At 29.3% G+C, this 20,842-nt stretch carries 19 protein-coding genes and 1 riboswitch; of the genes, 1 reads left to right on the top strand and 18 read right to left on the bottom strand.

Going from position 1 to position 20,842, the window contains the following annotated elements:
- Positions 1-3 precede the first annotated feature (3 nt).
- The gene (locus C7N71_RS02790; protein ID WP_105987817.1) at positions 4-1,212 is read right to left on the bottom strand and encodes a CCA tRNA nucleotidyltransferase; all 1,209 of its coding nucleotides are present in this window, start codon (positions 1,210-1,212) and stop codon (positions 4-6) included.
- 124 nt (positions 1,213-1,336) lie between these two features.
- On the opposite strand from C7N71_RS02790, the gene C7N71_RS02785 reads away from it, so the two are divergent.
- The gene (locus C7N71_RS02785) at positions 1,337-2,170 is read left to right on the top strand and encodes a phage integrase N-terminal SAM-like domain-containing protein (RefSeq protein WP_105987652.1); all 834 of its coding nucleotides are present in this window, start codon (positions 1,337-1,339) and stop codon (positions 2,168-2,170) included.
- On the opposite strand, the gene C7N71_RS02780 is transcribed toward C7N71_RS02785, so the two are convergent.
- The 17 genes from C7N71_RS02780 to dnaE form a co-directional block, all read right to left on the bottom strand.
- The gene (locus tag C7N71_RS02780; protein WP_105987651.1) at positions 2,167-3,429 is read right to left on the bottom strand and encodes a tetratricopeptide repeat protein; all 1,263 of its coding nucleotides are present in this window, start codon (positions 3,427-3,429) and stop codon (positions 2,167-2,169) included. The genes C7N71_RS02785 and C7N71_RS02780 overlap by 4 nt on opposite strands.
- 99 nt (positions 3,430-3,528) lie before the next feature.
- The gene (locus tag C7N71_RS02775; protein WP_105956075.1) at positions 3,529-3,804 is read right to left on the bottom strand and encodes an HU family DNA-binding protein; all 276 of its coding nucleotides are present in this window, start codon (positions 3,802-3,804) and stop codon (positions 3,529-3,531) included.
- A 153-nt stretch (positions 3,805-3,957) separates the two neighbouring features.
- Positions 3,958-5,265 (bottom strand): ribosome biogenesis GTPase Der, encoded by a 1,308-nt coding sequence (gene der, locus C7N71_RS02770; RefSeq protein ID WP_105987650.1) that lies wholly within the window; start codon positions 5,263-5,265, stop codon positions 3,958-3,960.
- Between the two features lie 78 nt (positions 5,266-5,343).
- Positions 5,344-6,564, bottom strand: a complete 1,221-nt coding sequence (gene rpsA, locus C7N71_RS02765; protein WP_105987649.1) for a 30S ribosomal protein S1 — start codon at positions 6,562-6,564, stop codon at positions 5,344-5,346.
- A gap of 77 nt (positions 6,565-6,641) precedes the next feature.
- Positions 6,642-7,316: a (d)CMP kinase gene (cmk, locus tag C7N71_RS02760; protein ID WP_105987648.1), complete on the bottom strand. Its 675-nt coding sequence runs from the start codon at positions 7,314-7,316 to the stop codon at positions 6,642-6,644.
- 20 nt (positions 7,317-7,336) lie between these two features.
- Positions 7,337-7,939, bottom strand: a complete 603-nt coding sequence (locus tag C7N71_RS02755) for a LysM peptidoglycan-binding domain-containing protein (protein ID WP_157944344.1) — start codon at positions 7,937-7,939, stop codon at positions 7,337-7,339.
- Positions 7,940-7,988: 49 nt separating this feature from the next.
- Entirely contained in the window at positions 7,989-9,422 is a 1,434-nt protein-coding gene (locus tag C7N71_RS02750) for a RecQ family ATP-dependent DNA helicase (RefSeq protein WP_105987646.1), read from the bottom strand.
- A 2-nt stretch (positions 9,423-9,424) separates the two neighbouring features.
- Positions 9,425-10,450 carry a helix-turn-helix domain-containing protein gene (locus tag C7N71_RS02745; RefSeq protein WP_105987645.1) on the bottom strand — a complete coding sequence of 342 codons (1,026 nt, stop codon included), beginning with the start codon at positions 10,448-10,450 and terminating at the stop codon, positions 9,425-9,427.
- 3 nt (positions 10,451-10,453) lie between these two features.
- The gene (locus tag C7N71_RS02740) at positions 10,454-11,029 is read right to left on the bottom strand and encodes an ECF transporter S component (protein ID WP_105987644.1); all 576 of its coding nucleotides are present in this window, start codon (positions 11,027-11,029) and stop codon (positions 10,454-10,456) included.
- A gap of 78 nt (positions 11,030-11,107) precedes the next feature.
- Positions 11,108-11,227: riboswitch (FMN riboswitch) on the bottom strand.
- A 55-nt stretch (positions 11,228-11,282) separates the two neighbouring features.
- Entirely contained in the window at positions 11,283-12,014 is a 732-nt protein-coding gene (locus tag C7N71_RS02735) for a pseudouridine synthase (RefSeq protein ID WP_105987643.1), read from the bottom strand.
- Entirely contained in the window at positions 12,014-12,547 is a 534-nt protein-coding gene (gene scpB / locus C7N71_RS02730; RefSeq protein ID WP_105987642.1) for an SMC-Scp complex subunit ScpB, read from the bottom strand. Before scpB ends, C7N71_RS02735 begins: the two co-directional genes overlap by 1 nt.
- A 17-nt stretch (positions 12,548-12,564) precedes the next feature.
- On the bottom strand, positions 12,565-13,296 hold the full coding sequence (locus C7N71_RS02725; protein ID WP_105987641.1) for a segregation and condensation protein A: 732 nt from the start codon (positions 13,294-13,296) through the stop codon (positions 12,565-12,567).
- On the bottom strand, positions 13,280-13,642 hold the full coding sequence (locus C7N71_RS02720) for a reductase (RefSeq protein ID WP_105964649.1): 363 nt from the start codon (positions 13,640-13,642) through the stop codon (positions 13,280-13,282). Before C7N71_RS02720 ends, C7N71_RS02725 begins: the two co-directional genes overlap by 17 nt.
- Positions 13,643-13,666: 24 nt before the next feature.
- Positions 13,667-14,554, bottom strand: a complete 888-nt coding sequence (gene xerD, locus C7N71_RS02715; protein ID WP_105987640.1) for a site-specific tyrosine recombinase XerD — start codon at positions 14,552-14,554, stop codon at positions 13,667-13,669.
- 11 nt (positions 14,555-14,565) lie between these two features.
- Complete coding sequence (locus tag C7N71_RS02710; RefSeq protein WP_105987639.1) at positions 14,566-15,453, bottom strand: CvfB family protein; 888 nt, start codon at positions 15,451-15,453, stop codon at positions 14,566-14,568.
- A 120-nt stretch (positions 15,454-15,573) separates the two neighbouring features.
- On the bottom strand, positions 15,574-17,334 hold the full coding sequence (gene pyk, locus C7N71_RS02705) for a pyruvate kinase (protein WP_105987638.1): 1,761 nt from the start codon (positions 17,332-17,334) through the stop codon (positions 15,574-15,576).
- Between the two features lie 126 nt (positions 17,335-17,460).
- Positions 17,461-20,814 (bottom strand): DNA polymerase III subunit alpha, encoded by a 3,354-nt coding sequence (gene dnaE / locus C7N71_RS02700; protein WP_105987637.1) that lies wholly within the window; start codon positions 20,812-20,814, stop codon positions 17,461-17,463.
- Positions 20,815-20,842: the final 28 nt, after the last annotated feature.

The following is a 20,842-nucleotide window of genomic DNA, read 5'->3' as shown; positions in this document are numbered from 1 at the left end:
AAATCACTCTTTCAAATATTGTTTTGTAAAATTAATTATATTTTCAGTATTGTTATCTAAATTACCAATAACAACTTGTTTTTCAATTACATTTAATACTTTACCCAGCATTGGCCCTGGTTTTAAAATTCCATTCTTAATTAAAATACCGCCATTAATTGCAAGTTGCTTTTTATTTTTTATTGGTAAACTACTATATTGCTTTTTCAATAATTCATTGTCAATCGAATAATCGTAAAAAGATGCGATATAGTTTGCTTCTAGTAATAAATTTTCACCCGTGAGATACATTAAAAAATCACTCATATTATCATTCTTAATAGCATTTAACGCATAACAACAAGTTTGAGTATTATTTATAACCTCATTAGATGCTTTCCAGGCTTTCAAAAATTTACTAATTTGTTCTCTATTTAAATCGAATTCAAAACAGATTAAACTCCATATCTCTATTTCATTATTTAAGTTCAAATTTTTAAAACGTGAAATATCTGATAATTGTTTTCTATAATCAGCAAACAAAGGGACATGTAAATACATATTAGTACTTATCATATCATCAATTCCCTGCTTGGGTTTTAACCCTTTCATCATCTTAATAAATTCTACATAAATTCTCTCAATCGCAATTTTTTCTAATAATGAACTATGCCTCTCAATGGCATTAAAAGTTTCTTTTTCAATATTAAAATTTAATTTGCTAGCAAATCTCACTGCGCGCATCATCCTTAAAGCATCTTCATTAAATCTTTCATTAGGATTGCCAACAGCACGAATAATTTTTTTATCTATATCCTCAATACCACCAAACAAATCAGTTACTTCACCATTTTCGCGCATTGCTAAAGCATTAATGGTAAAATCACGACGTTTTAAATCTTCTTTTAAAGAACGTACAAATGTAACTTTATCTGGTCTACGATAGTCTTGATACCCAGATTCCGTTCTAAAGGTTGTAATTTCATACCCTTGATTATTATCAAGAACCATCACAGTTCCATGTTCAATTCCAGTATCAACAGTTCTTTTAAAGAGTTTTTTTATTTCTTCAGGATAGGCACTAGATGCAATATCAACATCATGGATTTTTTCACCTATTATTGTGTCTCTCACGCTACCCCCAACAAAGTAAGCTTCATATCCAGCAGATTCGATTTTCTGCATAACAGGGCGAGCTTTTTCAAATTCATCAGGTAAATTTTTAATCTTTATCATTGTTTATACCCCTATCTTTACTATATAAATATTAACAGATAAATAGTATTATTTACAAAGTTTTATGTTTTTGTGTTATTATGTTAGTTAAAGTAACTTTTGACATTTAAGAGGTGTAAAAATGACAACAAATAATTATCCTTATCAAAAAAGTTTTGAAAAAAATTTAAATATTAATGGACTAGCCAAAGTCACAATTAAAGAATATACAAGTACTTTAATTGATATGTTCGAATATTTATCAAATTTTAATATTGGGTATCAAAAAAATCATCATGTTAATCAATTATTTGATCGTGATATACAGCAGTATATGAACATGTTAGTGGAAAAACGACAAATCAACAATTCAACATATAACAAAGTATTGTCACACATAAATATTTATTTTAAATATTTATTTAGTCATGATTTTTCTGACAAATTACCTACCTTAACCTTAAAAGGAAGAGATCGTAACAAAGAATCTAAAATTAATATCAAATGGATTGAACAAATGCCAAACATTTTAAATGATCCAAATGTTCATCCTTATACTAAAATGACACTATTATTAATTAGCAAAGGATTTAAATCTTCAGAATTTTTAAAAATCAATTTTTATAGAGTATTTAAAAAAATTAACTTTAACAGTTATGAAAAAAAGTTTATTAACCAATATAATAATTTTATTAAACCAATTCAAGGTAAACAATCATCCAAAGATATATTTTTGAAACAAAGAATTGCAAATGATCCACATTTAACTTTACCTGGATTGCATAAATACCTAAAACCGAGTGAAGAATATTTATCTTTTAGTTTAAATCCGACAGATTTATTTCAAGGCTATATTTTAAATTATGTAATAAAAAATCCAGGAGAAAATGAATTTGAGCTTTCAAACCATCTTAATCTGGATTTAGCATCGGTTATATATTATAAAAAATTATCAACAAAAATTATCAATGATTAATAGTTTCGATAATCTTCTAACATCATTGCAGCTTCATCATCAGAAGGCACTGCTGTAACATACATTTCAAGTAATGATATAGCATTTTTGATATCTCCACTTTCTCTAAAGAATAAAGATGCAGATTTTAAGAAAGTAGTATTATCCATAAAGTATGGTTTAGCAGCTAGATAATATTTATGTGCATTTTTAATATCATCAATTTCATCATAAGATATAGCTAAATTCCAATAAAATTGAGGATCCAGCTCATGATCATCTAGATATGAAGATAATAATCCAATGTTATCTTCATATTTTTCTTCAGAAACAAACAAGTTAGACAATTCAAGAACAATTTCAATATCATCAGGATCAATCTTATTTCCTTCTTTTAGATAATTTTCTGCAAGTTCCTTATTATCAACTTTAGTTGCAGCACGAGCGCTTAACAAATATAATTTTTCGTTATATTGATCGACACTAAGACCTTCTTGATATACTAATAAAGCATCTTCTGATTTGTTTTGTTCTTCTAAAGCTTGTCCTAAGTATGGATATAAAGTCGCATATTGTGGATCACTTTCACGCAATTCTTGGAACAATTCAATTGCTTTATCATAATCTTTTAGCTGTAAATAGGTAAAAGCTGTTTCAAATTTTACATCAGAAGTCATATCAATAGTCTTAATTTGCTTTAAATATCCAATTGCATGCTCAAATTTACTATCATTAGCATAAGAAATACCAACTCTTTCAACTAAATTAACCGAAGAAATGTTGGTTACTCCTTCTTTAATTAATCCTAAATACAATGGTATCGCTTTATTATATTCACCCATGGTAAACAAAAGTTCCGCTAGAGCAAAAGTGATAACATTTTCATGAGGAGCTAATTCCTTAGCTTTTAGTAGTTTTTCTCGACTTACATCTAATAATCCTTGAGTTTGATATAAATCCGCTTGAGTAACTAAAGATTGTAAATAAGCATCAGATTCAGATGAAATAATACTTAGTTGAGCTAATGCTTCATCTGTTTTACCCTCACTAATTAAAATATCTGAGATGTCCACTCTTAAACTATCCTCATCAGGAAATTTCTTTAATAATTTTTGATATATTTTTTTAGCTTGATCACTGAAACCATATGAATATAATTCTTCAGCTAGTGAATAAAGCATTTCATCACTATCGTGGTGATATGCTAAATCATATTGCTTATTAAAATCATCAATTTTGCCAGATTCTAAAAAATCTAATGCTTTTTCAGAATAACTCATATATAATTCCTCCTATCAACATAATTTGGAGATAATATAAAAAAGAGTCAGTTCGACATAATCAGCCGAACTGGCTCTTTTATCAATAAAGTGAGCTGTTTATTTAACAGCATCCTTTAAAGCTTTACCTGGCTTGAATGCAGGTACTTTACTTGCAGGAATTTGAATTTCTGCACCAGTTTGAGGGTTACGACCCTTACGAGCGGCACGTTCACGTACTTCGAAATTACCAAAACCGATAAGTTGTACCTTTTCGCCTTTAGCCATGTTGTCTTGGATTGAACCAAAAACAGCATCTACAGCAGCAGTTGCATCCTTCTTAGTTAAACCAGTTTTTTCAGCAACATTGCTTACTAATTCTGCCTTGTTAGCCATGTGTTTTCACCTCCCAATAGTTCGGAAAACAATCAATGCTTTTCGACATATGTAATAACAACATGATTGGTGTCATTACATTACTTCAAGATATCACATAAAGCCCTACAATTCAATTATTTAATGGCTATTTTAGTAAAAAAATATGCAAAATTACTTACGTTTTCTAGTAATAATTTTAATTGGAGTTCCAGAAAAGTCAAAATGATTTCTAATTTGGTTCTCCAAATATCTTTCATATGAAAAATGCATAAGCTCTTCATCATTTACGAAAACCACAATTGTAGGTGGAGCAGTTCTAATTTGAGTAGCATAATAAATTCTAAGCTTTCTACCTTTAATACTAGGAGTTGGTGTCATTGCAATAGCGTCCATAATAACATCATTCAAATTAGAAGAAGAAATTCTTTTAGAATGATTTTCATTAACTTGTTTAATCATACCCGGTAGTTTAGTTAATCTTTGCTTAGTAAGTGCTGATACGAACAAAATTGGTGCATATGATAGATATTGAAATTGTGTTCTAATTCCAGCTTCAAATTCACGTTGAGTAGAACTTGTTTTTTTCAAAGTGTCCCATTTATTAACAACAATGATTACACCTTTTCCGCCTTCATGCGCATAACCAGCAATACGTTTATCTTGTTCACGAATACCTTCTTCAGCATTAATAACAATTAGTGCAACATCACTGTTATCAATTGAACGCATTGCACGCATTACAGAATAACGTTCAGTATTTTCATATACTTTTCCACGTTTTCTTAAACCAGCAGTATCAACCATTGTATACTCCTGACCATCTTGAATGAATTTAGTGTTAATTGCATCCCTGGTTGTACCAGCAACATCGGAAACAATCACTCGTTTTTCACCCAAAATAGCATTTACTAATGATGATTTACCCACATTAGGACGTCCAATCAAGCTAAACTTGATACTATCGTCATCGGCATTATCAGTTTTTTCAGAAAAATTCTTAATAACTTCGTCTAACATATCACCAAGTCCTAATCCATGTGCACCGGATATTGGATATGGATCACCAAAACCTAATGAATAAAAATCATATATATCAGCACGGGCTTCAAAGTTATCTACTTTATTTACTGCCAATACAACCGGTTTATTAGTTCTGTATAAGATTCTAGCAACATTATCATCAGCATTTGTAATACCTTCCTTACCATTGACCATAAATACAATAACATCTGCTTCATCAATAGCAATTTCTGCCTGAGCTGTAATTTGTTTAACAAATGGTTGATCATTTATTTCAATTCCACCTGTATCAATCATGCTAAACTCATGACCTAGCCATTCTCCATGAGAATAAATTCGATCCCTTGTAACACCTGGAGTATCTTCAACGATAGATATTCTTTCTCCAGCAATTCTATTAAAAATTGTAGACTTACCTACATTAGGACGTCCAACAATCGCAACAACGGGTAATACCATTTCAAAGTCACCCTTTCTATTAATAATAAAAAAATATCCTTCAATGAAAAGAAGGATATTTTTAAAGATTGTAAACTATTATTGATTATCTTTGTCTAATCCTTTACCTACAATGTCACCTAAAGTAAATCCGTTTTCTTCTTCAGGAGCATCTTCAGTAGAGTTATCAGAAACCTTAGCATTTTCCTTTGAAGAATCATCACCATTTTCAGGTTCTGGTTCAAGTGCTCTCATTGATAAAGCTAAACGATGATTTTCAGGTTGAACATCAAGAATCTTAGCTTTAACAGTTTGACCAACTTTTAATACATCAGCAGGTGTATTAACATGTTCATGAGAAATTTGTGAAATATGAATTAGTCCTTCCACACCAGGAATTACTTCGGCAAAAGCACCAAAATCAACTAAACGTTTGATAGTAACTTCAACAATACTACCTTGTGGGGCTTTTTCTTCAATTTCATCCCATGGTTGTGGCATAGTTTGCTTAATTGATAATGAAATACGACCTTTATCTTTATCTAAAGCAATAACCTTAACCTTAACGTCTTGACCATTCTTTAATACATCAGAAGGCTTGTTAACACGTTCATATGAAATTTCTGAAACATGAACTAATCCGTCAACGCCGCCTAAATCAACAAAGGCACCAAAGTTAGTCATACGAGCAACTTTACCTTCAACAACGTCGCCAACACTTAATTTACCCATAACTTCTTCAAGAGCTTTTTCTTGTTTTTGTTCCATTACATCACTATGTGATAGAACTAAACGGTTCTTTTCAGGAATAATTTCAACAATCTTACATTCAAATTGTTGACCATCATATTGATTTAAGTTTCTTACAAAATGATTTGTAATCATTGAAGCAGGAATAAATCCACGAACACCAGCATCAACAACTAATCCTCCACGAACAGCATTTTTAACAGTTACAGTGATAGTTTCATCATTCTTAGATTTTTCTTGTAATTCATCCCAAACTTTACGTTCTTGTAAGCGACGAACAGAAAGTAGAAAACTTCCGCCTTCTTTATCGTCACCAATTCTTGAAAGAACAACAAATTTGCCCTTATCTCCCACTTTGTATTGTGAGTCTTCATCATTGTTAGAACTTGATGAAATTTCGTGACGAGGAACAACACCTTCGACACCAGCATTATCAATTCCAATAATTAATTGATGGTCATTATCAATAGCTAAAACTTCACCACTAACTACATCATTAATATTGACTTGGTCCACACTATCCAAGGCTTCTAATAAATCTTTATTTGTTTTTTCATCTGATTCACTCATCTGATAATTCCTCCTTGAGACAACTATACTTAACATTTTAGACTAACTTTTAAAGAAAATCTAGTTATATGACTAAGTTATCCGTTATTTTTAATAATTTTAGATATTTCATTAACTACATCACTTATTGACATCGAAGTGGTATCAATTTCAATTGCATCATCAGCTTTAACTAAAGGTGAAATTTGACGATGTGAATCCTTATAATCACGATCTTCAATTTCCTTTTTTAATTGATCTAATGGAACATGAATATTTTTTTCTGCGTTATCCTTCAAACGACGTTCTGCTCGCTCTTGAACACTAGCAATTAAAAATATTTTTACTTCAGCATTTGGTAAAACTGTAGTCCCTATATCTCTACCGTCCATAACAATTCCACCATTACTAGCTATTTGTTGTTGTCTTTTAACTAAATCAAATCTAACACCACTCAAACTAGCTATTTCAGAAACTGAATTGGTTACATCTTCTTGACGAATCTCGTTAGTAACTTCTTGTCCATCCAAAAATACCTTTTGTTGTTCTGCATTAGGTTCAAATGAAATGTCTGTATCTTTCAACATTTCAACCACTCTTATTTCGTCACTTAAATTATATCCCAATCTCATGGCTTTAAGTGTTATAGAACGATACATCGCACCAGTATCACAATAAACATATGAAAAATTATTAGCAACTAATTTAGCAACTGTACTTTTACCAGCGGATGCTGGGCCATCAATTGCTACTTGAATTTTTTTTAAGTTCATTTAATATACCCCAATCAATATTATTTTACTCTAATTTTCTGGTTCACAGAAACATTATCGCTAGTTAAACCATTTAATTGCTTTAATTGATCAACAGTAAGACCACTATTCTTTGCAATTCTATATAAATCATTTTCACCATTTTGACCAACAACAGCGTAATCTCTATCATTACTATTATCAGATGACTGATTGCTTACAGAACTACTACTTGATGCACTAGAATTATTATTGGCTGGTTTATTTGAAGATGAGCTTGCGCTAGATGTTTTAGAGGAACTACTATTGGAAGCTTTTTTATCATCTTCATGACTAGCATTTTCAGTATTGCTAGAACTACTTTGATCAACCTTATTAGAATTTGAAGTAGACTTTTTAATAGCTTTATCTTTCTTGGAAGAAGCCTTTTTACCTTTTGATTTTATCATACTTGAGGATGAACTTGAAGATTGACTCTGACCATTATCACTAGGATTACTCATCATCCCGAAAACAAGTGTAAATAAACCAATAACTACAACAATCGTAACTAATATAATAGCTATTAATTTATGACCTCTGCTTTTCTTCCTTAATTCCATTCTTGATAAACCATTTGATTCATCTTTATTGTTATTATTCAAAATAATAACCCTCCCAATCTTATTGTTAATACAATTCATTATACATTATTTAATGCATTTTGTTGAAAAGAGAATTAATTATGGAATTCMAATCATAATTATGTTTATTATTTATTTTAATATTAGACCTAATTAAGTTAGCTGCATGTAAATTTAATTTCGTATGATCACCATCACAACAATATTCATTATGAGCACTAAACTTTTCATCAAAATGAGATAAAAGCTTTTTACGACGACAATGATTATTCAAAACATAAGATAGCATCTCTGCTAAACTATTTTTTTGATCTAGCCGCCTTGCCTTAAAAATACTAATAACTTTCTCTTCTGAATAATCATTATCATAGTAATATTTTAATAATTTAGTTTGTTCATCATCATTATGAATTTTTTTATAATTACGATAATAAAAAGAAATGATATCATCATCTGGAATGTTATCCATTAATAAATTGTATTGAAGCATTTCATCATTTTTTTGATAAAGAATAACAGAAATACTTTCTTTCATATCTCGACCAGCACGTCCCATTTCTTGAACATATGATTCAATATTTGAGGGCATATGATAATGAATAACATATCTAATATTACTTTTATCAATTCCCATACCAAAAGCACTAGTAGCACATATAACATCTATTTGATCATTCATAAATTGATGTTGAATACGATAACGATTTTCATTATTCAAATCTGAATGATAAGCTTCAACTTTCAAATGAGCTTTCTGTCTTAAAAAGATTGTAGCCATATTGGCCATTTTTTTACTAGAAAAATAAATAATCCCTGGACTACATAATTTGTTAACCAATGAAAGTAACTTATTGTTTTTATCATTAGTATCATCACAATATTTAACAGATAACATTATATTTGAACGATTAGTAGACTTAACTATATATTTAACATTATGCAATCCTAGTTTATGAACAATTTCAGAACGCACTGTTTTAGAAGCAGTCGCTGTTAACATTAACACTTGCGGATTATTTAAAGATTGAATTATTCTATGTAAATTAAGATATTCAGGTCTAAAATCAGTCCCCCATTGAATAATACAATGAGCTTCATCAATAACAAAAAGACCAATATCTAGTTTATTAAAATACTTTAAAACATCAATTTGAGATATCATTTCTGGAGAAATGTATATATAATTATATTTATTTAGATTATTCAAAATTCTTTTTTTCTCTACAAAATTTAGTCCTGAAGTAATAGCAACTGTTTTTTTGGATCCTAAATATCTCATGCGATCAACTTGATCTTGCATTAAAGAAATTAAGGGTGAAATAATAACAACTGGCTGATTTATCATTCGACCAAAGAATTGATATATAAGCGTTTTACCAGTTCCAGTTGGCAACATTCCAAAAGTATTTTCACCTTGACTCAAAGACGATAAAACTTCAAACTGTCCAGGGCGAAAATCATCAAAGCCAAACCATTTTTTTAATTTTTGACGTAAATAATTCATAACTATTTACTCCTCATTATTTGATATAATCTAAACTTAAAGAAGTCTATATTGGCAATATCTAACTTATTAAAATTCCAGAAATCAATTGACTGATTTAGATATTTCTTGTTTAAAATAGCAACTTCATTATCAGATAAAATCATATCATATGGAAATTGTTCCGTATCTAAAAAAATTGCATTTTCTAGTAAATGCTCTTTAACTGTAGATTCTTTAAGATTATATTTTTTAGCAATAGCAAAAATAGTAAGACCATTGTTAAATTCATAAAATGTTCTTCTAGCACTTGAATTAATTCTACTTTGTACTATATTTTCAAGTAAAGAATTCAAAAAAGAATTGCTATTTTCAATAAATTTAATCATTAAGATCCATAAATCAATATTAATAAAGTATATTTCCATTTTAGAATAATTATATCGATTAGATAATTGTTCATAAGTTAATCCATAATTATTGTGTCCAATCAATAAATTTGCAAATATATTAGCCTTATCTTCATCTAATGAAGATAAAAAGGACTTAATAAAGCTATAAATGTCATCAATAAAATTATCATTTTTATATTTATGAAACAAATTTTTAATTAAATTGGTATCATAAAAATCTGCCTGAACTGGATAATAACTACTATTATGATAACTATATTCTGAAGTGACTTGAATAAGTAATAAAAACCTATTTTTAAACTTTTCAATATCATAATCAAAACCATATGATAATTCTTTAGGCAAATAAAAGGATTCAAATAATGAATCCTTTTTTTGTTTACCCTTATTAGTTAATTTATATTGATATTTATTATATGAAAAAACATATCCATTATTAATTAATTCATTTATTAATTTATCTTCATTTTGTAAAGAATCAAAGTTCTTCATCATTCCTGAATATTCTAATATATGATAACGACTGCCCCAAAATAAAGTTGAAACAGTTCTTTTACCATCTAATAAATTCTTAATTAACTTTAGTCTTCTCGGTTGTTTATTAGATAACATTAAAAGTAAAAGCTTTTTATTCATTAATCAATCTCTTTTCTTATAAGTAGACCAAACCTTACTACGATTTAAGATTATCACAAATACAATTCCTATAAAAAGCCCTTTAATAATATTAAAAGGAATTACGACATATAGGATTGAATCTGCAAGGCTAAAATTAAAATGGAATCCTGCCAAATTAATATATAAAGGCGTTATAATAAAATAATTTGCCAAGCTCATGATTAAGGTTAAAGAGATAGTTTCAAATAAAACCATTAAAACATACTTAATTTTTTTGGAGAATAGTCTATCAACGAGTGACATTGATAAAACAATTGTTAAACTAGCAAGCAGTAACGAAGAAACCCCTATCAAATTAATTATTGAAGGACCTGTAAAAATAAAATATAGGAAGGCCCTCATAACGGACACAATGATACCACTACTAGTTGATAACAAAATTGTTGCTAATAAAATAGGAATATCACCAAAATCTAATTTCATATAAGGCGCAATGGGGATAATAGAAACTGATATATAAGACAATAAATAAGCTAAACCACTTAATATTGAAATTTGAACAATCCTTTGTAAACTGAATTTATTTGAACTAAACATTAAAAATTCCTCCAAATGAGGATTATCTTCAAAAAAAGTCCCTGCTAAATGAATAACAGGGACTTTTGCACGCTAAAAATAGATCTTCTTTATACCAGACTTTACTGTCGGCTTTGGAATTTAACCAAATCAACCATCAAAAGATGGGTAGCGGGCTATACCGCCGGTCGGGAATCTAACCCTGCCCTGAAGATAAACCATATATTATTTTTATTTATAATAATGTACCAAAATATTAAGCAAAAAACAATCATTAAGACTTTTTATCAGTAATCTCATAAAGTCTTTCAACTTCTATTTTCTTTAATGGCCTGAATTCTCCAGATTGTAAACCTCTTAGATTTAAAAAGGAATATGACTCACGTTTTAATTTTTTAACTGGATGATTAATTGCCTTAAACATATTTTTAACTTCATGATTTTTTCCTTCATGAATTGTTAATTGAACAACTGCAGTTTTCTTTTTAGGATCAGTTTCTAATATATTAGTCTTAGCTGGACTTGTTTTTTTACCATGAATTTTAATTCCTAATCGTAATTGCTTAAGTTCATCATTTGTTGGAATACCTTCCACTTTAGCAACATAAGTTTTTTCAACTTCATATTTTGGATGAGTAAGACGATTATCTAAATCACCATCGTTAGTTAATAATAACAATCCAGATGTATCATAATCTAAACGACCAACTGGGTAAATTCTTTCTGGAATGTCTTCAAAGAAATCTACAACTGTCTTTCTATTTTTTTCGTCAGAAACTGATGAAATAATTCTTCTAGGTTTGTAAAAAAGAAAATAAACTTTCTTTTCTTTCCCACCAATTGGTACCCCATCTACTTCGACTGAATCTGAAACTTTAACTTTAGTACCTAGCTCAGTTACAACTTTATTATTAACACTGACTCTCCCAGAAGCAATAATTACTTCTGATTTTCTTCTAGAAGCGACTCCTGCTTTTGCCATTACTTTTTGTAATCTTTCAGCCATTACTTTTCCTCCTTAGTAATTAAATTCTTATCGATTTTAGGTAATTCTTCTAAACTTGATATTCCGAATAATTTCAAAAAATTTTCAGTAACTTCATAAAGTTTAGGATTACCTGGTACTTTTTTATGACCACTTACTCTAATTATTCCTTGCTTTATTAATTTTTGAATTGTTTTATTACTATTAACTCCCCTTATATCATCGATTTCGACCCTAGTAATTGGTTGATTGTAAGAAATAATGGTTAAGACTTCCAAAGAAGTTTGAGTAAGTGAAATTTCATCATCATCAATTATGTATTTTTTAATAATTGAATCTAATTCCTCTTTGGTAGCAAGAGTATACTTATCATCATATTTTATTATTGTAAAAGGACTATCTGGATCATTGCTTAAATTACCATTGAGCTTATCAATACTATTTGTGATGTCAGATTCATTCATTTCTAATAATTTAGAGATGTTAGATGATGAAATCCCGTCATCCCCAGAAACATAAATCAAGCCACTAATTTTGGCTAAATTACTTACCAATCAATATACACTCCAATCTATTTTTTACGAATATATATTCTATTATCAATTTGTTCAACAAAAATCAAATGTTCCTTCATTAACTCTAAGATTGACAAAAAAGTAGTTATAATTTTTTCTAAGTTATCATCAATGTTGAATAAAGAATTAAATTCTAAAATATCTTTGTTTTCTATCTTTTTAAGAATCCAATTAGACTGTTCCTTTACAGTGTAGTGCCATTCATTAATTTCATGCACATAAGGCTTATTGTGCTGATGCTTTTTAATAATTGAATCAAAAGCATTTTTTATTAAATCAACATTCATTATTTTATTACCATTCAGATCTAACATTTCTGTGACAGTCGGTACTTTGGCTGTAATACTATGATGCATACTACTTTTCTTTTGCATCTTTTTTAATACTTTTGAAGCTTCTTTGTATTGTTGATAAATAATTAATTGATTAACAAGTTCATTTCTAGGATCTTCATAATCATCGTCTTCATCTTCTAAGTCATCTTTTTTTGGTAGCAGCAATTTAGATTTAATCACCATTAAATTTGAAGCCATAACAAAATATTCGCCAATTACATTAACGTTCAATTCTTTCATCTTGTTTAAATAATCAACATACTGATTAGTTATTTTTTCAATTTCAATATCATATATATCCATTTGTGATTGTTTAATTAAATGCAACAATAATTCTAATGGACCATCAAAATCATTTATATGAATATTCATGACATTATTGCTTGGTTCCATTACGTTTCTCCCAAATCTCACAAATTTCAGTTGTATCCATAGTCCCAATTATTCGTTTATTCATATATAAATCTGATAGTTGATTTAACATAATACAACAATTATTCATATTCCAAGAATCAGGAGTTAGTATAATTCTACGAACAACCAATAATGAATTCTTAGATTCAATTGATAGCATTCCAGCCCAATTATTATTTTCATTTTTCCATAAATATATAACTCGATCATCTGAATTTTTATACCAATTTAACTCAGATTTTAAAATTTCATTATTCATGTCAGGTATTAAGGAAAGCATATCCATAACTATTTTTTCATATTCACTACGATATTTTAATAACATTATAAAATCCTCCCTAATAAAAAGTTATGCTCTTGGATGGTACTTATTAAATGACTGATTCAAATGTTCATGAGAAATATGGGTATATATTTGAGTTGTAGAAATATCAGAATGCCCTAATAATTCTTGAACAATTCTTAAATCTGCTCCATTTTCCAAAATGTGAGTGGCAAAAGAATGTCTCAGAGTATGTGGCGTGACATCTTTCTTTATACCTGCCAATGCTACATAATGCTTTATTTTTTGCCAAATACTTTGACGACTTAAACCACCACCATGAGCATTTAAAAATAAATAATCACTACGACGATTTTTTAACAATTTAGAACGACTACTGCTTACATAGAAATTAATCCACTTAATTGCTTGAGTTCCAATTGGAATAATTCTTTCTTTATCGCCCTTACCTAAAGTTTGAATAATGCCCATCTCTAAATGTAAATTATCCATCTTTAAATGAACCATTTCACTTACACGCAAACCAGTAGCATACATAACTTCAAATATAGCACGATCGCGAATTCCATATTTATCATTAGTATCGGGTGTACTTAACAGTCTATCTACTTCTTTTGTAGTTAAAACTGATGGAAAATGTTGAGCTTGCTTAGGTGTGTCTATTTTAATCATAGGATCATTCTTAATATAATGAAATCTTAATAAATACTTAAAGAATTTTCTCATAGTCGAAATAAAACGGATAATTGAATTTCTCGCTTTACCGTTTTCTTTCATATATTTCATATAATTTAAAATAGTACGTGAATCAACATCTTTAAAGCTATTTATATGTTTTTTGGAAAGATAATTTGCAAACTCTGCTAAATCTTGATGATAACTTTTAATTGTATTTTCAGATAAGCCACGTTCAATTAATAAAAAGTGTAAATAATCATTAATTGTCTCATTCATAAATTAGTCACCTATTCTTCAATACTAAATTCAATACCCTTTTGAGTCAGTTTTAATTCACCATTAATTTGTTCAACTAAACGATTCTTTAATAAATGACCTACCGCACGTTTAAATTGTCCCTTACTAATACCAAAATACTTTTTAATATCATCTGGGCTACTTTTGTCAGTATATGGTAACTTATAGTCATCAGAATGTTTTAAAACTGCAAATAACATTTTCGAATCACCATCAATAGCTTCATAACCACGAGGTTTCATTGATAAATTTAACGTCCCATCACGTAATACACCAATGACTCGCACATTAACATGTTTACCAAGATTAGGTTCAACATCACGTTCACTAGGATGAATAAATCCTAAATGATAATCATCAGTAATAACTCTAGTACCTGCTAATTTAAGACGATAAGTAGTAGCTTGTAAATTATGATTCATTAGCTCCTTACCACCTGGAGTGGAAATATCTTTAAATATTTGTTCATCAGCTAATTCTCCCCATATACGACCCTTTTTATCTACTTTCAAAGCAATCATAAGATAGTCGCCATGTTTAGGCCACAATTTAGTAAGTTCGGGCAAATCATCAATTGATACAGCAATATCTTTATTAGGCAAACCAATATCAACAAATACACCTAGACCATATTTACTTTGTACAACTTGCCCAAAAGCAAAATGGTCAATTTGAACCTTAGGTGCATCTCTTGTAATTTGCATTTTATGGTCTTCATTTTCATAAGCAAAGCCACTAAATTTACTTCCAATATGCAATGGTTTAACAATTTCTGATTTATCTAATAAAAATGTTACCCCTTCAATTTGAACAAAATAACTTTTATCATTTTCATCAGTAACTTTTCCAGAAACTATTCTACCTAATATATTGTTCATTAATATACCTCATTTCGATTATTTATATTATAATTTTACACTAATTTTCATAATATTTCGATAGCAAAAAAGGATACGCAAAATGCGTACCCTTTTTATCAAATAATTATTATTTAATTATTATAATGAATTAGCAGCACCACTATACACAATACCATGACGAGCATCAACAGTGATTGTTTGTCCATCAGAAATTTCTTCAGTTGCGCCAGTTGCACTAACGATAACTGGAATACCTAATGAAATACCAACTACCGCTGCATGTGATGTCATTCCACCATTTTCAACGATAATTGCGCTAGCTTTCTTCATTGCTGGTAAGAAGTCTTTGTTAGTGTTCTTAGCCACTAACACGCCACCGTCTACAGCTTTGCTGTTTGCGTCGGCAGCGTTACTTGCTAAAAAAGCTTTACCAATAACGGTCTTATCACCAATTCCTTGTCCTTGTGATAGTTCTGAACCGATTAATTTAACACGCATAACGTTAGTAGTACCTTTTTCGCCAACTGGAACACCAGCAACGATTAATACTAAATCGCCTTCCTTAGATAAGCCTGATTCAACAGCTTTCTTAGCAGCAAAATCAAACATACCATCTGTAGTTTCTGGTTTATCAACAACAATTGGTTGAACACCCCAGTTAACTGTTAGGCCACGACGTACACGATCATCAAAAGTTAATGCTAAAATATCAGCATTTGGATGGTATTTAGAAATCATACGAGCTGAGTAACCAGTAGTAGTAGTAGTAACAATTGTCTTAATGTCTAAGTCTTTAGCCATTTGAGCAACTTGTTTACCAAATGCTTCAGTTACATCACCATTTTTGAATTCAGGACGTGCGTCACCGTATTCAGCATAATGGTTTTCAGCTTTAACATCTAATTTGTTCATCATTCCAACAGCTTTAGCTGGGTAAGCACCATTAGCACTTTCACCTGAAAGCATAGTAGCATCAGTACCACTTAATACAGCATATTCAACATCTGAAGCTTCAGCACGTGTAGGACGTGGATTTTCAATCATTGAATCTAGCATTTGAGTAGCAGTGATAACTGGTTTACCCATTTCATTACATCTGTGGATCATATGTTTTTGAACGATTGGAACATTTTCAGCAGGAATTTCAACAGCCATGTCTCCACGAGCAATCATTAAACCATCAGAAACCTTCATGATTTCTTCAAAGTTGTCAATTCCTTCTTGTGATTCAATCTTAGGGAAAATTTGAACATCTTCCATATGTTCTTCTTCAAGTAATTTGCGGATATCTAAGATATCTTGAGGTTTTCTTACGAATGAAGCAGCAATGTAGTTAATGTTCATCTTTGATAAACCAAAGCGAATATCACTTGAATCTTTTTCAGTGATACCTGGTAAATTAATTGATACTCCTGGAGCATCAACAGTTTTACGTGAACCTAAAGTGGCATTATTTTGAGCAGTAACAACTAATTCTTTGTTATCAGCATCTTTGTCTTCAACAACAGCATCTAAAATACCATCATCAAATAAAACATGTCCACCAACTTTAACATCATCAAATAGGCCTGGGTAAGTAACGGCAATTTTGTCCTTAGTACCTTCTAGACTGCTATCCATTGAAATTCTGAATTGGTCATCAGTATGAAAATCAATCTTACCATCTTTTTGCTTAGAGGTACGAATTTCAGCACCTTTAGTATCAAGCATGATACCCATTGATTTACCTGTCTTCTTTTCAGCTTCATGAACTTTGTCTAAACGACCTAAATGTTCTTCATGATCACCATGTGAAAAATTAAATCTGAAAACATTAGCTCCTGAGTTAATTAAACTAGCAATAGTTTCAACATCATTACTAGCAGGTCCTAATGTACTTACGATTTTTGTTTTTTTCATAAGTAAAATCTCTCCTTTTATTTTGTATCAAATATATAATTCAATACATAATGGATTTCAATGTAAATTGTATCACTTTTTAAAATCTATGTCTGCTATTTTCTTTATAGTTTCTGTAATAAATTATCATTTATAAACAACGTTACCATTTCCTAATATATGAATTAGTTTACTAAATAAATTTGAATTATAATTCAAATCATAATTATGATTAAGCAAAGTTGTTTTTTTATTTTTTTCACGATAAATAATAACCCGATTATTTCCATAATTATTCTTTATTTCTTGATATAGAATATTTATGTTTTTAGGTGAATCATGATCACTATCTATTTTTAAATACCACTTTTTATTCGAAGTTCCTCTATTATTTTTTATTAAATCACTTTTAACATTCGCTGCAGGATATATTTTATTAGCAATAATTTGAGCACCATCTCGTTGTTCAACTTTGCCTTTAATTAAAACTACAATTCCGTTTTTAAACCAATCCTTAATGATAGTAAAAACATTAGGAAAAATGGTGATGCTTAAGCCACCGGATAAATCAGTACCATGAGCAAAAGCCATTTTCTTACCATTTTTTGTTCTAATTTGTTTGATAGAATCTAAATACAAAACGGTGTATATCTCACCCTTATATTCTAATACACTGTCAGATGAAATAATATTAATACTATTAAAAATATTTATATATTGTTCTACAGGATGTCCAGATAAATATGCACCCAAATATTCATTTTCTTTTTGTAATTTTTCATTTAAAGGCATTTCATCCAAATGTTTTATTTTGGGCTTTAGTGCATCAAATAATTCCATTGAATTACCGCTTAAATTAATGGAATCAATAAATTCAGGGATTGATGCTAACAATTCCGAACGGTTATATCCAAAATCATCCATTGCACCCGAATAAACAAGCGCATTAATCAAATCTATTTTTCTATATTTAGAATCAATTCTTTGCAGAAATTGTTCTAAGTTATTAAATAGACCGTTAGTATTTCGCTCATCAATTAAATCGTTAATAAAATCACTACGTAGTCCCTTAATAGAACCTAAGCCGAATAAAATATTATTATTATTTATTTTAAATTCCTTATCACTAATATTAATATTAGGTCCATCAACTTTTATATTGCGTTTTTTTAATTCTGTTAAATAAATCTTAGTTTTTTTATTATTATTCAACACTGAATTTAATATGCTAACAAAAAACTGCATACTATAATGAGCTTTTAAATAAGCTAATTCAAATGCCATTTTACTATAAGCAACAGCATGTGATTTATTAAAACCATAACTGGCAAATTGATCAATGTAATCAAAAGTTTGTTTGGCAGATATTTCACTATATCCTTTTTCTAAAGCTCCATTAATAAATTTAGATTTCATTGAATCCATTACATCATGCTTTTTCTTGCTCATAGCCCTTCTAAGTAAATCAGCTTCACCTAAAGTAAATCCACCCATTGTAGAAGCAACTCGCATAACTTGCTCTTGATAAACAATAATACCAAAAGTCGGTCCTAAAATAGGTTTTAATGTGTCATCAGCATAAGTAACATTTTCTTGTCCATTTTTACGTTTAATAAAAGATTCAATATTACCCATCGGACCTGGACGATACAAAGCATCAACTGCAGCAACCAAATTAAAATTATCTGGTTGCAATGCTTTTAATACTCTCTTAATACCAGCAGATTCAAACTGGAAAATACCGTTAGTATCCCCCATTTTAAATAATGACAAGGTTTTTGAATCGTCTAAATTAATTTTTCTAATGCTAAACTTATTGTTTGCTTCGCTTTTTACATGATTAAAAATATCTGCAAGTAATGAAAGGTTCCTCAATCCTAAAAAGTCAATTTTTAAAAGTCCTATCTCTTCAACGTAGTTTTTAGAATACTGAGTCATCAAAATACCTTCACTGCCATTTTGCAGAGGTGAAGTTTTCACTAATTTATCTTTACTTAAAATTAAACCAGCAGCATGCGTTGAATAATGTCTTGGCAGTCCCTCCAATTTTTTAGCAGTATCAAATAAAAGCCGATTGAGATGATTATCACTAACTAAGTTTTTAAGCTTTTGTGATTGATCATAAGCAGCACCTAAAGTAATATGTAACTGATTACTAGGAATTGCATTACTCCAATCACTCATTTGATAAGGAGATAACCCAAAAGTTCTGCCTACATCTCTTAGAACTTGTTTGGCTGCCATTGTTCCAAAAGTAACAATTTGTGCAACATGGTCATCCCCATATTTATTATGAACATAGTCTAAGACTTTTTCTCTTTTATCATCTGGTATATCTAAATCAATATCTGGCATTTGAGCACGTTCTTCATTTAAAAAACGTTCAAATAGTAAATCATAACTAATTGGATCTACATCAGTGATATATAAGCAATATGCTACTAAAGATCCAGCAGCTGACCCTCTTCCTGGACCAGTCATAATATTAGCTTTATGTGCATAATTAATTACGTCCCAAACAATTAAAAAATAGTCATCAAAATTCATACGGTCAATAACTGACAACTCATATTTTAATCTTTTATAATATTGTTTTTGATTATCCTTAAGTATATTTAATTCATTAAATCTTGCTAATAATCCCTTTTTACACAACTGTTTTAAATATTCTTTTGATGACAAGCCATAATCGTTTTTAAATTTAGGTAGTTGTGGTTGTTTCTTATCAATTTTCACATTGGTTTCATAAATAATCGTTTCATTATTCTGTACAATATCTTGATGCCCAGATGAAACAAAATTATTAATAAAATCACTTTTAGGTTTTAACCAGTTATTATCTTTTAAATTACTTTCTTCAAGTGGATTAGAAAATTTTTCACCATTATCTACATATCGTAAAACTTTAAGTGCAAAAGAATCATCTTTATCTATATTTTGAACTTTGGAGAAAGCAACAAGCTTAATATCCAACTTGAGTTTAATTATAGAATCATAATATCCGTTATTAAGATCTTTATCACTAATACCAAAATATAAGTTATTATTGTACCCAATAACTTCATTCAAAATATTTGAAATTTTTTCCAAATTATCTTGCTTAATCCAGCTTGCAATGTTGCCGTAATTAGGAATAATGATAAATAAATCATTTAGGAACGGTTTTATGTCAGATAATGATATTTTTTCAGATTCGTTAGTCATCTTTTTAGTGGATATCTTCATTAAGTTTTGATAACCATTATTATTTTTAGCAATTAAAACTAGTTTAAATTTGTCGTCATTTAATCCATTAAGCTCAATTGTTAAACCGATAATTGGATGAATATTATTTTTTATGCACTTATTATAAAATTCAATAGCACCATACATAACATTTTCATCAGTTAAAGCTAAAGCATTATAGCCTCTTTGCTTAGCCGCTGAAATTAAATTATCAATTGAAATAGTGCTATCTAATAAACTATATGAACTTATTACATTTAAAGGTACATAATTCATAATATAATCATCCCTTTCTATTTGAATA

Source organism: Apilactobacillus timberlakei, from assembly GCF_002993965.1.
GTDB classification, from domain to species: Bacteria; Bacillota; Bacilli; order Lactobacillales; family Lactobacillaceae; genus Apilactobacillus; species Apilactobacillus timberlakei.
Note: the sequence above shows the minus strand (reverse complement) of the source record. Positions and strands in the feature narration are given on the sequence as shown.